The sequence below is a fragment of the Pseudomonas salicis genome (assembly GCF_057128705.1).
The window spans coordinates 31,571-44,913 of the sequence record NZ_JBSKHU010000008.1 but is presented as its reverse complement, the minus strand read 5'-3'; the positions used below and the strand labels follow the sequence as shown (position 1 = coordinate 44,913).

At 62.8% G+C, this 13,343-nt stretch carries 9 protein-coding genes; all 9 read right to left on the bottom strand.

The genetic code is table 11. The features are described 5' to 3' along the window. The gene (locus ACWKWE_RS25950) at nt 1–1,083 is read right to left on the bottom strand and encodes a class I SAM-dependent methyltransferase (protein ID WP_483852099.1); all 1,083 of its coding nucleotides are present in this window, start codon (nt 1,081–1,083) and stop codon (nt 1–3) included. Then, nucleotides 1,073–1,939: an NAD-dependent epimerase/dehydratase family protein gene (locus ACWKWE_RS25945; protein ID WP_483852098.1), complete on the bottom strand. Its 867-nt coding sequence runs from the start codon at nt 1,937–1,939 to the stop codon at nt 1,073–1,075. Before ACWKWE_RS25945 ends, ACWKWE_RS25950 begins: the two co-directional genes overlap by 11 nt. Next, on the bottom strand, nt 1,936–3,159 hold the full coding sequence (locus ACWKWE_RS25940; RefSeq protein ID WP_483852097.1) for a methyltransferase domain-containing protein: 1,224 nt from the start codon (nt 3,157–3,159) through the stop codon (nt 1,936–1,938). The genes ACWKWE_RS25945 and ACWKWE_RS25940 overlap by 4 nt, the downstream gene beginning before the upstream one ends. After that, on the bottom strand, nt 3,156–3,716 hold the full coding sequence (locus ACWKWE_RS25935; RefSeq protein WP_483852096.1) for a dTDP-4-dehydrorhamnose 3,5-epimerase family protein: 561 nt from the start codon (nt 3,714–3,716) through the stop codon (nt 3,156–3,158). Before ACWKWE_RS25935 ends, ACWKWE_RS25940 begins: the two co-directional genes overlap by 4 nt. Then, a complete protein-coding gene (rfbG, locus tag ACWKWE_RS25930; protein WP_483852095.1) occupies nt 3,713–4,795 on the bottom strand; it encodes a CDP-glucose 4,6-dehydratase in 1,083 nt (360 codons plus the stop codon). The genes ACWKWE_RS25935 and rfbG overlap by 4 nt, the downstream gene beginning before the upstream one ends. Next, entirely contained in the window at nt 4,777–5,550 is a 774-nt protein-coding gene (gene rfbF / locus ACWKWE_RS25925) for a glucose-1-phosphate cytidylyltransferase (RefSeq protein WP_483852094.1), read from the bottom strand. The genes rfbG and rfbF overlap by 19 nt, the downstream gene beginning before the upstream one ends. Nucleotides 5,551–5,910: 360 nt before the next feature. Then, nucleotides 5,911–9,510 (bottom strand): glycosyltransferase, encoded by a 3,600-nt coding sequence (locus ACWKWE_RS25920; RefSeq protein WP_483852093.1) that lies wholly within the window; start codon nt 9,508–9,510, stop codon nt 5,911–5,913. A 119-nt stretch (nt 9,511–9,629) separates the two neighbouring features. Continuing rightward, a complete protein-coding gene (locus ACWKWE_RS25915; protein ID WP_166598023.1) occupies nt 9,630–11,234 on the bottom strand; it encodes a flagellar hook-associated protein 3 in 1,605 nt (534 codons plus the stop codon). 13 nt (nt 11,235–11,247) lie between these two features. Beyond that, entirely contained in the window at nt 11,248–13,341 is a 2,094-nt protein-coding gene (gene flgK / locus ACWKWE_RS25910) for a flagellar hook-associated protein FlgK (protein WP_166598024.1), read from the bottom strand. Nucleotides 13,342–13,343: the final 2 nt, after the last annotated feature.

Below are 13,343 nucleotides of genomic sequence, written 5' to 3'. Positions count from 1 at the left end.
TCAAAGTTGGAATTGCGCGCTGTCGACGGCGTGGTAGACATAGCGGCCGGAGGTCATCCGTTGAATTTCTTCCAGGTAATTGGAGTTCATCACGAACAGGTTTGCCCCTTCGGGCAGGCTGTCCAGCGCCTCTTGCGGCGACGACACCCGTAGACCGCTCAGTGGCAGGTATCGGCCCTGCTTGCCCGGATTGATGTCGACCACATGATCGACAGCTACCCCGGCCCGCTGGAGAAACAGTGAATAGATCACACCCTTGGAGGACGCCCCCCAGATCGCCGCGCCCTGGCCGGGTGTCGAGCGGACGATCTGCACCGCCCGTTCGAGGCTGGCAGTGAAGCCGTCGGGCATGTGTTCCAGGATCGAACCGGGCACGGACTCGGCGACCGGCTCGCGCACAGTCGCAAGGTCCGCCACCACGTACAGGTACTGGCCGCCGAACAGGTGCCCCGCTTCGTGAACGGTGCCGAACAGGCCGCGCAGATCGTCGAGGCGGAAGTAATTCACGTGCTCGTAGAAGACGTCGAACCAGGCGCGGTGTTCGAGAATCCAGTCGAAACACGGCACCTCGATGTAGATCTGGCCGCCCTGGTTGGCCTTGGCGATTTCCTGAAGGAATGCCAGCGGGTCCGGAATGTGTTCCAGGACATGGCGCAAGACCACGGCATCGGCGCGTAACCCCAGCTCAGCGGTGAACGGCGCCTTCACCACGTCGGGGTTGGTGCCCTCGTAGGCAGGGTCGATACCGATGACCGGGTAGCCGCGCTCACGCAAAAGCTCCAGAAAATAGCCCTTTCCGCAACCGACTTCGATGAGGCTCAGGCCGCGGAAATGTCGGCCGATGACGCCTTCCACGTCGTCCAGGTGCTGCTTGAACAGGCCGGAATGAGCCTGCTCGTTCTGGTAGTTGCTGTCGTAGACCAGCTTGTCCGGGTCGAACGCCTGGTTGTAGATGAGCCCGGTGCCACGGTCTTGCACCAGCACCACGTCGGCGCTTGCCGACCGCTGTGCCGCTTCGGCATCGGCGAACGTGCGGTTCTGCAGCACGGGCAGATCGGTCGCGCGGTATAACTCATGCCACATAGTGAGCTCCCAGTATCTGTTGCAAACGTTCGCAATCTCCCCAGAACGCCATTGGCTCGTGGGCCGAATAGCCGAATGTCCCCAGGTTCAGGGACAGGGATGAGCCGCGATCCTTGAGGCGTTGTTCCACCAGACGGCGCACCGAGACCGGCTGGCCGCTGCTGATGTTGACCACGCCGCTGAATTCGGAGTGTTGCAGCAAGGCCGCCAAGTGCCCCGCTGCGGTGGTGATGGGCAGGTAGTCGCGCAGTTGCTCGCCGGCGGACATGTCGAACGACACTGCGTTTTCGTCGATGGCGCGCTCAAGGCTGGCCAGCAGGCTGTTGGGGTTCTGCCCTTCGCCGTGCAGGTAAAACAGCCGCGCCCACTGCAGCGTGAAGGGGTGTTGGCGCGCCAGCGATTCGAGAAACAGCCTCAGGGTGTTTTTCGCAAGACCATAGGGGTTGGTCGGTTGCGCGATGAGGTCTTCATCGAGGGCGCCGCTCTGCGAGCCGTATTCGAAACAGGTGCCGGTGACCATCACGTGCCTGACGCCCGCCTCGACCACCTGGCGAATGAAGGCGTAATCCGCGGGCAGATTGCGTTCGAAGTGGAACAGCCCGCCGTAATTCGGCAAACCCGGCCAGGCCAGGTGCGCCAGGGCGCTGATGCCGTCGGTCAGCGCCGCGATATCCAGGCCTTCGCCATGCAGGTCTGCCGCTACCCATTCGACGTCGGCAAACCACGGCATGCGCCGGGCCACGTCGACGTTGCGCGCCACGGCTCGGACCTGAAAGCCGCGTTCGAGCAACGCGCTGGCCAGGTGGCGCCCGACGAAGCCCGTCGCGCCGGTCAGCAATACTTTGGCGCCGCTCACAGGATGCGCAGCTCAGGCACGGCGATGACGAAACGTCCGCCCCAGCCTTTCACGACAGCGAGTTGTTCGCTGACCTCATTGATCAGGTTCCACGGCAGCACCAGCACGTAATCGGGCTGCTGTTCGATCAGGCGATCCGGTGACACCACCGGGATGCGGCTGCCCGGCAGGAATTTGCCCTGCTTGTGGGGGTTGGCGTCGGCGACCCAGGCGAGCAGGTCGGCCTTGACCCCGGCGTGGTTGAGCAAGGTGTTGCCCTTGGCCGCCGCGCCGTAGCCGACGACACGTTTGCCTTCAGCTTTCGCTTTGAGCAAAAAGTCCAGGAGCTGAAATTTGATGCGTTCGGCGGCAGGCGCCAGCGTGGCGTAGTAATCGCGCGTCTTGACTCCCGCGCTCAGCTCTTTTTCCAGTTGCTGCGCGACCGCAGGCGAACGGGGTTGCGCGCCGTCGATACGCTGCACGAACACCCGCAGCGAACCGCCGTGGGTCGGCAGCTCGGAGACGTCGAACACCTGCAAGCCATTGCGCGCGCACAGAGTGTCGACGGCGGTCAGCGACAGGTACGAATAGTGTTCGTGGTACAGGGTGTCGAATTGACCGCCCGCCATCAGCGTCAGCAGTTGCGGGAATTCGAACGTGGCAACGCCCGACGGCTTGAGCAGGGTCGCGAAACCCGCCAGGAAATCGTTGATGTCCGGCACGTGGGCCAGCACGTTGTTGGCGGCCATCAGGTCGGCGGCCCAGCCTTCGTCGCGCAACGCCGTGGCGCTGTCCTTGCCGAAAAACACCTCGCGAATCTCCAGCCCTTTTGCCCGCGCGGCGTCGGCGGTGCTGCGGGTCGGCTCGACACCCAGGCAGGCGATACCGCGCGCCTTGACGTACTGCAGCAGGTAGCCGTCGTTGGCGGCGATTTCCACCACGCGGCTGTCGGCGTTCAAACCGAAGCGCTCGACCATCTGCGCAACGTATTGCTGCGCGTGGTTCAGCCACGAACTGGAATACGAACTGAAATAGGCATAGTCGGCGTCGAAGAGGCTGTGCGCGCTGGTGTAATCGTTGGTCTGCACCAGCCAGCAGGCTTCGCAGACTTCCACTTTCAACGGCACCCACTGCTCGGCCTGGGTCAATTGCTCGGCACGCAGGTAGGCGTTGGACGGGGGCGACGTGCCCAGGTCGATCAGTGGCAGGCTCAAATGAGCGCCGCAGCCACGGCAGTTCATACACGCACTCCGGCAAAGGATGGGGTCAGGAAAGAATGGGATTCGTCGCGGGCTGACAGATTCTTGACAGGCAACGGCCATTGGATAGCCAGCCGTGGGTCGTGCACCGACAACCCGGCTTCATGCTCGGGGGTGTAGTCGGCGCTGTGCAGATACAGCAGCTGCGCGTCATCGCTCAGCGCCTGAAAACCGTGGGCGAACCCGGCGGGAATCAGCAGGCTACGCCCGTCACCGGCCACCAGGTGTTCGGCGTGCCAGTGCAGGAAAGTGGCCGAGTCAGGGTTCAGGTCGACGGCCACGTCCCACACTTCACCGTGCAGACAGGTGATCAGCTTGGCCTCCAACTGCGCAGCTGTCTGGTAGTGGAGCCCGCGCACGCTGCCCCGCTCCGCCGTGCAGGAATGGTTGATCTGACGAACATGAAACGGACGGCCAAACGCACTCAGGCTGCCTTCGCAAAACAAACGACTGAACTGCCCACGGGCGTCGGCATGACGGCGATGCTCAAGGCTGAACAGGCCCGCCAGCGGCAACGCGATTAACTGCATTTCGCTCACGCCGCCTCCGTGTACAACGCCAGCTGGCGTTGGGTGAAGTCGTGCATGTCGTCGCCGCGTTTCCAGGCCAGGTGCCAGTCCACGGTGTGCTTGAGGCACTGTTCGAGGGACCAGCGGGGTTTCCACTGCAAGCGCTGCCGGGCGCGGGCGCTGTCCAGTCGCAGCAAACCGGCCTCATGCATGTCGCTCGGCTCGACGCGCAAGCCTGGCGCCTGCGGCCAGTGTCTGGCGAGGGTCGCGACCACATCGCCGACGGAACACATGTCGTCGTCGCTCGGTCCGAAATTCCAGGCACCGCCGTATTCCGGGCCGTGTTGATACAGCCGCTCAGCCAACAGCAGATACCCTGCCAGCGGCTCCAGCGCGTGTTGCCACGGGCGCACAGCGTGGGGGTAGCGCAAGGTCACGGGGTCGTGGGCCGACCAGGCTCTTAGCACGTCGGGGATCAAGCGCTCAGGGGCGAAATCGCCACCGCCCAGCACATTGCCCGCCCGCGCCGTCGCCAGCGCCAGACCGTGTTCGGCGTAGCCTTCGGCTGGAAAGAATGACGCGGCGTAGGATTGCGCCAACAGTTCGCAGCACGCCTTGCTGCTGCTGTAGGGGTCGTGACCGCCTAGGGGTTCGTTTTCCCGGTACGGCCACAGCCACTCCTGATTCGCGTACACCTTGTCGGTAGTAACCAGCACGCAGGCGCGCACGCCGCCCACCTGACGAATCGCGTCCAGCAAGTTGAGCGTGCCCATGACGTTGGTGGAGTAGGTGCCCAGCGGATCACGGTAGCCTTCACGCACCAACGGCTGCGCCGCCAGGTGCAGGACGATTTCCGGCTGGGTGCGGGCGATCAGATCGAGCAAGGCGCCCAAGTCGCGCAGGTCGCCGCGCTGGTCGCTCAGGCCCTGGTCGACACGGGCCAGTTCGAACAGGCTGGGCTCGGTGCCGGGGTCCAGCGCAAAGCCGGTCACCTGCGCGCCCATGCGGGCGAGCCACAGCGACAGCCAACTGCCCTTGAACCCGGTGTGGCCGGTCAGCAGCACGCGCTTGCCTTGCCAAAAGCCGGCGTTCACGCCCAGCTTTTCCATGGAGCCTCCCCGCGCTGCCACAGGTCTTCGAGGTAATTCTTGTCGCGCAAGGTGTCCATCGGGTGCCAGAAGCCCTGGTGCTCGAATGCCTTGAGCTCGCCCCCGGACGCCAGGCGCGTCAACGGTTCGGCTTCCCACGGCGTCATATCGTGTTCGATGTACGGAATGACCTTGGGCGACAGCACGAAGAAGCCGCCATTGATCCAGCCGCCGTCCCCCGGTGGTTTCTCGGTGAAACCGGTGACGCTGTCGCCCACGCAATTGAGCGCACCGTAGCGGCCAGGGGGTTGCACGGCGGTGACCGTGGCCAGCTTGCCGTGCTGCAGATGGAAATCGACCAACGCGCCGATGTTCAGGTCGGAAACGCCGTCGCCATAAGTGAAACAGAACGCTTCGTCGTCTTCCACGTACTTTCGTACGCGCTTGAGGCGGCCACCGGTGAGGGTGTCTTCGCCGGTGTCGACCAGCGTCACGCGCCAGGGCTCGCTGTAGTTTTCGTGGACGTCCATGCGGTTATTGCGCATGTCGAACGTCACGTCGGAGGTGTGCAGAAAGTAGTTGGCGAAGAAATCCTTGATCGCGTAACCCTTGTAGCCCAGGCAAATCACGAAGTCGTGGATACCGTGGGCAGAGTACTGCTTCATGATGTGCCAGAGAATTGGCTTTCCGCCGATCTCGATCATCGGTTTCGGCTTGAGATGGGATTCCTCGCTGATCCGAGTCCCCAGTCCACCCGCCAGAATAATTGCCTTCACCTGCCTACTCCTCCTGTCCCGACAGCGCGCCGCCGCGCTCGCGCGAAGGGTGTGCCCCGAACGTCAAACGACTGAACCGACCTTCGCTTTGATTCGCACAAACGACACACGCAACGCACGATTTATGGCGATATCAGGAGGACCTGCATGAACCGCGCCAGTTTTGGGCGGGGGAAGACGTGCCCGGTTTGACGCAATCGCAGGCACGGTTCGACGGCGTCTCTCGGGATCTCGGCGTGCAGACAGGATCAATGGCAGGAGCGAATTCGTTCGCGAGGAAGGGTTCGGGCGCGAGGGGTTAGTCGGCTGTGCCGCCCTCGCGCAAATGCATGCGTGCCTACAGGTCTCCGCTGAGGGGGATTAATCCGCCAACCACCCATGCACCCAATGCTGCAGGTTGTCTTCGCGCAGCATGAAGTCGCGTTTGACCACTTCGCGCAGTGCATCGCCCTGGCGGTAGCTGGCGTCCGGGTCGGACAGGTGGCCGCGAATCGCGTCCAGCCATTCTTCGGTGCTGTTGGTCAAAATCCGGGTGCGTGGCAGGTAGCCCTGATACGCCGCCGTTTCCGTGCAGATGACCGGGTAGCCGCATGCGCCGTATTCCAGAAGGCGCAGGTTGCTCTTGCAGTCGTTGAAGATGTGCTTCTCCAGCGGCGCCAATGCCAGGTCCAGGTTCAGGCTGGCCAGTTTCGCCGGGTACATGTCCAGCGGGATGACCGGGTGAAACTCGTGAACGTAAGGCCGCAGCGCAGGCGGGCACATGCCGAAGAACACCCAGTCGACCTCATCTGCCAAGGTGCGCACCACCTCGGCGATGATCTCCAGGTCACCGGTGTGGCTGGTGCCTCCGCCCCAGCCCACGCGCGGTTTGCGGCTGGTGCGCCGCTGGCTGCGCAAACTGTCCCACAGGGCCGGGGTCAGCATGTTCGGCACCACGCGTATGTCGTGGTGCATCGACGACAGCGCGTCCGCCAGCGGTTGCGTTGACACCACGACCCGGTCGCACAACGAAATACCCTGGCGCACCAGACGCTCCATCTCCTGCTCGTCCGGCATGCCCCGCACGTGTTCGTTTTTCTTCGGCACGTGGATCACGTAATCGTCGAGTTCGAAGATGCGTCGCGCGTTGGAATAGGTTTTCAGTTCGACGATCTCATCCACCCGAGTCTGGCTGTAGCGGCCTTGCAGGACCATGATGTCCGGGGAATGACGCTCGACCTCGATCAGGTCGGGTTGCGCATAGCTGATCACCCCCGTCGCCCGGCCTGCCGACTCAAGGGCAATCAAAGGCTCGGTGACGCGGTAGTGACCAATGGCCGAGGCGTTGATCGGCAACGCCAGCACCTTCGGCAGGTGAGCCGCGGAAAAAGGCGTCCAGCCGCTGTTCAAGCCGGGGTCCAGGCCAAAGCTTGCGGCCCCCAGGCTCTTCAGCGACAGGTTCGGATTGTAGGCGGGATCACGAGCGACCCACGGCAGCCAGCGCAGGTAAAACCGCCGGTTTTCTTCATGCTGCCGCTTGGCCCGCTCGGCATCATAAGGAACGTCGGGCTGGGCGCCACGCGCCAGCAGCGCTTGCGGTGTCCACACCACCAGATGACCGGACTCACGCACCCGAAGACAGAAATCCACATGACTCAGGCTGCACCCGAAGTCAGCCGCGTTCAGCCCCTCCAGCCCCTCGAACAGCGACCTGCGCACCATCAGGCAATCTGCGCCGACCGCACTCAAGTCATGCACCACTTGCAGACGCTGCATGTAGCCGCCCGCCTGCAGCGTCTCGCCGCGAAACGGCATGCCGGCCGGGCCGTGCAAGCCGAGAATCATCCCGGCGTGCACCACACTGCCATCCGGACCGAACAGTTTCGGCCCCACCACGCCCACGTCGGGACGACGGGCCTGATCGAGCATTTCGTTGAGCCAGTTGCCGTGAGTCACCACCGAATACGGACTGAGCAGCAGCAAATAGTCGCCCCGTGCCTCCACCGCGGCAGCGTTGTACAGCGCTGCATGATCAGTGTCGCCCGCGAACGTCAGCACTTGCAGGCGAGACGGGTCCAGCTGGCCCATTTCTGCCAGCCAGTCAAGGGTGTTGGACTGCACGCTGCCGTTGTCGAGGATGAGCAGTTCATAGCGGCCATAAGCGGTGAGGTTCAGCAGGCTTTCCACGCAGCGCTGCAACGGCGCGAGCTGATCCCTGATGATGATCATGATCGACACCAGCGGCTCGTCGTCATGCAGGTAGCGAATACGGTTGAGCAGCGGCAGGTTGACGTCCCGTTCGACGGTGCTGGCAATCGCGCAGCGTTGAAGATGGGCCTCGACCACGCCGAGGTTGTGTTCCCCCACCTCGGGCAGCGCCAGCCACCTGGACAGCGGGAAGCGGGATTCCACGGTCAGTTCACTCAGGTGCCCGATGGCATCGGCCCCGCCCTCCTCGACCAGACGCCAGAGCAGGTCGTGGGGCGCCAGTTCGCCGAAGCGGGGATTCAGGCCGCCATGCTGGAGCAGCGCGTCGCGCTGGAATGCCAGGCACCGGCCCACATAGGGGTAACTGCGCAGCAGATCAAGGTTGAAAGAAGGCTTGAACACCGGCTCCGCCGACTCACCATCAATCAACGCGCCTTCGTCGCAGTAGAGGCAGCGAAGGCGGTCGTTCATGGCAATGCGCTCGGCCAGCATCAGCAATGCCGGCTTGACCAAACGGTCGCCCGCCCGCAGCAGGTAGACCCACTGCGCGCCGTCCAGTTGCGGCAACAGCGTGTTGAGCTGGCTCCAAGGGTCGTCCTGCAACGGCATCGTGAAGATGCGGCCCTCAAGCGACGAAGACGTGCAGTCCCTGGACAGCACCAGTGTCAGCTCCGGCGCATAAAGCTGCTCGTTCAGGCTCTCCAGGGTCGTGTCCAGGCTGGCGCGGCTGCCGGTGTCATCGAGGATCACCGGAACGATCTTCGGCCGCGACGGCCAATGCATCAGGAGGTTCGGCAGTTGCTGGCGCTGCACGTCGCGCAAGGTCCGGCAGGCGAGCCACTGCTCGTACAGTTCGGCGAAGCTTTCGCTGCTGGTGCCCACCCGCAAACCCTGGGTGGTCTGCAGCGTGCCCAGTGAGCGAGACAACGCGTGCTCCTGCCAATCGCGCTCGGCGCCCATGTCGTCGGTGAAGGGCATGTACCGCACCCAGCCTTTGCCCAGGTAGGGCTCACCGGTGCGGGCCTTGATCATCTCAAGGAGCCACGATTGCTCGGTTTCGATCGAAGACTGCATGGCCTGCTGGCGGCTGAGGCGTTCCGCATGCAGGCGCTCGACGCCGAGCACGTTGTTCAGCACTGCCACGTTGCCGTGGTGCATCATGCAGACATACAGCGCCAGGTCCAGCAGCCCGGCGAAGCTCTGGCCCGGCACGGTCAGGCCTGGCAGATAATTCAACACGTCTTCGCGGCGGAACAGCGCACTGCTCAGGCCACCCAGGAAATTCAGCGGGTAGATTTCGACGATGTTCAGCAGGTCTTCGCCCTTGAAGATCGCGCTGGTGGGCGACAACGGGGAGTTCTCCAGACGCGACGGCAACTGAATGTCGTCGGCGTCCCAGAACAACCGTTGCGACAGCACCAGGCTCACGTCGGCATGCTTGACCAGTTGCTCGACCTGCATCCCCACCGATTGCGGGAAAATCTGGTCGTCGTCGCACAGAAACTTGATGAATTCCCCCTTGGCTTCGGCAAGGCACGCGTGCAGGTTGCCAATGAAGCCCAGGCGTTGGGGGTTGCGCACGTAACGCGCCGACACGGCCGAATCCTGCGTCAGGGCGTCGAACACGGTGCGGATCTCGTCCCCCCGGGAATCGTCGCAGACAATGACTTCCACAGCGCCATAGTGCTGAATCAGCGCGCCCTGCAGCGCCCGCTGGAAGAAACGTGTGTGGTAGGCGGGAATGACGATGCTGACGAGAGGCGCTGAATTCACGGGAAAGACTCACAGGCGGCAAGCAGAATGGGTCTGTCCTGCTGAACCGCTGACAATAACGGTTGACGTCCTGCGCTGGCAGGGCCGATTGATCGTCGGCCCTGCCAGAGGTCAGGCGATTACAGCTTGCTGAACAGGTTCAGCGAGGAAAGCTGAGTGAACACCAGTTGCGAGGCCTGCAACATGGTTTTTTGCAGGGTCAGCCGCGAAATGGCGTCGACCGGGTCGGAGGCCGTGATGGTCCCGGCTTCGGTGGTGCCGTTGTCCAGAAGGTTCTGGTTGGTGACGCGTTGATCGGTCGCGGTGGCTGAACGGGCGCCGCCATCGCTGACCGCGTCGCTGACCTGGTTGGCCTGGCTTTTCAGGTTGCCGATGGTCGAGTTCAGGGTGGCTTGCAGTTTCTGCGTGGCCACCGGATCGCCGTCCACTTTGCCGTTGAGCGCCGTGATCACGGTCGACAGGGTGTTGAGGATGTTCTCGGTCTGCCGGGTCGACGAGTTGGCGGTGAACTGGTCGCCATCCGCCAACGCAGGCGGGGAGCCGCTGAAGGTGAACGTCACACCCGCCGCAACGGCCTGGTTGGCCACGGGCGTGCCGGTCAACGAGCCACCGGTGACCACTGGGGTGCTGGCCGGGTCATACGGTGCGGCATACAAATCGAAGGTGTTGGCCCCGGTAAAGCGCAGAATCGCACCGCCATTCGGGAAAATCTTGTCGAAAGTCGCCTGATCGGTGACCTGAGACGAGGTGATCACCGTGCTGGCCGACGAGTTGGTCGGCAGGCGCGCGGTGCTGACCGAGCTTGGGGTCACGCCCAAGGTGAAGGTGTGATTGCTCACGGCGGCGTCTGCCGTTGTGGTCGTGGCTTTCTGTGCGTCGGTCAGATTGATGTTCAGCGTCAGTTCCAGCCCGCGGAAACCAATGGTCTGCCCTGCAGCGGAGGACGAGTCGAACTTGCCGACCGAGGTCGCTTCGGCGGTGACGTCTGTATTGTTCTTGTCCAGGATCTGGTACTGGGTGCTGCTGGTGAAGCTGATCTTGTACGGCTGACCCGCCGTGAACTTGCTGTCGTAGGTGGCGTCGTTGGCGACAACGCCGCCGGACAGGGAAATCACGCCGTCATCGGCACCCGCAGTCAGGGTTGACGAGGTACGGGTCGTATTGACCGCCTGCTCGAACGCATCCCAGCCAGTGGTATTGCTCGCCATGGAAATGCCGCTGCCGATCGCCAGCATGTTGCGTGTCTGGTCGCCTTGATAGCTGTAGGTGCCATCAGGGTTGACCACATACGGCGGCGTGGTGGATTTCGAGCCGGAGAACAGGTACGAGCCGTTGGCGTCCTTGCTGTTCATCAGGCCCAGAATCTGGCTTTGCAGGGAGCTGAGTTCCGCAGCGTTGGCCTGACGGTCCTTGTCGGTAAAGGTGGCGCTGCCCGCCTGAAGCACCAGGTCTTGGGCACGCTGGATGGCCGACGTGATCGACGTCAATGCCGTCTCGGTCTGGACCACACCGGTGTTGATGTTGTCGATGTTGGATTTGTACTGGTTCAGCATCGTGCCCATTTGCTGCAATTGCAGCACACGGGCCGCGCCCACCGGGTCATCACCTGCGGTGTTGAGCTTGACCTGGCTGGCCACTTCGTCGCCGGTCTTGACCACGTTAGCGTAAGTACGCGAGTAGTTCGACGCGCTGGTTTCGTAAAACTGGGTCGTTGAGATACGCATGAATTACGACTCCTTAAAGACTGTTGATCAGCGTGCTGAAGATGGCTTGAGCCGCTTTGATGATCTGCGACGACGCGGTGTAGTACTGCTGGTACTTGACGAGGTTGGCCGCTTCTTCATCGAGGGACACGCCAGACACGCTGTCGCGAGCGCTCTTGGCCTGCGTCAGGACGGCGGTGGTCGCCGTGGCGTCGTCCTTGGCCTGGCTGGCCTTGGAGCCGACGGCGGTGATCATGTTGCTGTTGGCGCCACTGATACTGGTGCCGGTGCCGTTGTTCGCACTGTTGCCAATGGTCTGCTTGGTTTGCAGGCCCAGGGTAGACTCGGCGTTGCGGTTGTCCGAAGAACCAGCGCCGGTCAGCGCGATGCTGAAGGTGTCGCCTGCCTTTGGCGAGCCCGAAATCGACAGACCGATCGTGAACGACTGCGCACTTGGAGCGCTGTCGGTGTAGCCCACGTTCAGGGTGATGTCGTTTTTCGTACCCGGCACAATATTGCCGGTGATGGCGACGCCGTTTTTGTCCTTGACTGCGTTCCCGTTTGCATCCACCAGCGAGTAGGCCTGGGCGCCATTGGTGACGGCCCCCATCAACAGTCGCATCGGTGTGGCACCGGTAATCGCATTACGCAGATCGGCGGTCGCGGTCGGGTTGTAGATGTCCGCGTGATTGACCAGCGTCGGTTGGGTGAAACTGGCGGACTGATCGTTGCTCGCGCCTGCAGTACCCGTCAGGGGGGCGGCGACCGCGATGGCTTTCGGGTCCGTGAGAACGGTCTTGATGCCATCGGCCCCCGTCTTGGTCGGACTGACCTGGAAGCTATCGCCCACCTTGAACGTGCCCGGCGGGGTCGTGCCGTTGCTCGAATTATTGAACGCCAGGGAGAATCCCAAGCCCTTGGTCAGCGCGTCAGGCGCCGGATCGGCAATGTTGTAGGGGCCCAGGCTGGAGCCGTCGGCCGCCCTCACGGTGTAAGTTGTGGCGGGAGTACCTGCAGCGCCGGGACCAAAGGTCACCGAATAATTACCGGTACTGAGCACACCCGTGTTGGTGATGTTAACGGCCAGGATGCCGGAGCTCTGGTCGTTATTCTTGTTACCAATCGAGCGCTGGATAGTCAGGCTCGGGTCGTTGATGTCCTTGAAGAGGTTGGCGCCGAACTGGCCGTTGGCGTCCACACCCTGATTCAGTTGCTGGTTGACCTGATCGGTCACCACCACGGCCATGCGACCCAGTTCGCTGGCCGCCGGTTGCAGCACGTCACTGCGGTAGCGGAGCAAGCCACCGAGCGTACCGCCGCTCACGACGCTGGAGACATCGACGTTGCTGTTCTGGTAGTTGAGCTTGAGCGCGTACGCGGTCGGATCGGTGTCGCTGGGCACCGCGCTCAGGGTGTTGGCCTGGGTGCCGGTGACCAGAGGCTGACCGGTGCCGATGTAAACGTCGTAGTTGCCGTTGGTCTCGACGACCTTGGCACCCACCAGACCGTTGAGCTGACGCACCGCTTCGTTACGGGCATCCAGCAGCGTGTTCGGCTGACCGCCCAGGGCTTGCGTCTGAGTGATCTGCTTGTTCATGTCGGCGATCGAAGCCGCCAGCGAGTTCACCTGACCGGCCACGGCGGACATCTGGGTGTTGATGTTCGCGTTCTGGTCCTTCATCTGGGACGAGATCGAATTGAACTGCGCAGACAACGCCGAGGCGCTGGTCAGGAAATTGGTACGCGCCGCCGAGTCGGTCGGTTTGTTCGAAAGCGCCTGCAGGTTATTGAAGAAGGTGCTCAACACCGAGCTGATGCCGGTGGAGCTGCTCGACAACAGCGAGTCCAGCTTGCTGGCCTGGCCAAGGTACGCCTGCGCATCGGAGTCGAGCGACGTACTGGTCTGCAATTGGGTGTCGAGGTAGCTGTTGTAGATCCGACGCACGTCGGACAGCGTGGTACCGGTGCCGATGAAACCGACCCCGATATTCTGCTGCGCGCTGGCCGTGGTCATCACTTGCTGGCGCGAATAGCCCAGCGTATCGACGTTGGCAGTGTTGTTGCCGATGGTGGTCATCGCTGCACTGCTGGCGTTCAGCCCTGAAAGCCCGATTGAGATCAGTGACATGG

Coding starts and splice junctions, on each gene's coding strand:
- ACWKWE_RS25950 (WP_483852099.1), bottom strand. CDS start 1,083: ATGTGGCATGAGTTATACCGCGCGACCGATCTGCCCGTGCTGCAGAAC.
- rfbG (WP_483852095.1), bottom strand. CDS start 4,795: ATGGAAAAGCTGGGCGTGAACGCCGGCTTTTGGCAAGGCAAGCGCGTG.
- ACWKWE_RS25940 (WP_483852097.1), bottom strand. CDS start 3,159: ATGAACTGCCGTGGCTGCGGCGCTCATTTGAGCCTGCCACTGATCGAC.
- flgK (WP_166598024.1), bottom strand. CDS start 13,341: ATGTCACTGATCTCAATCGGGCTTTCAGGGCTGAACGCCAGCAGTGCA.
- ACWKWE_RS25915 (WP_166598023.1), bottom strand. CDS start 11,234: ATGCGTATCTCAACGACCCAGTTTTACGAAACCAGCGCGTCGAACTAC.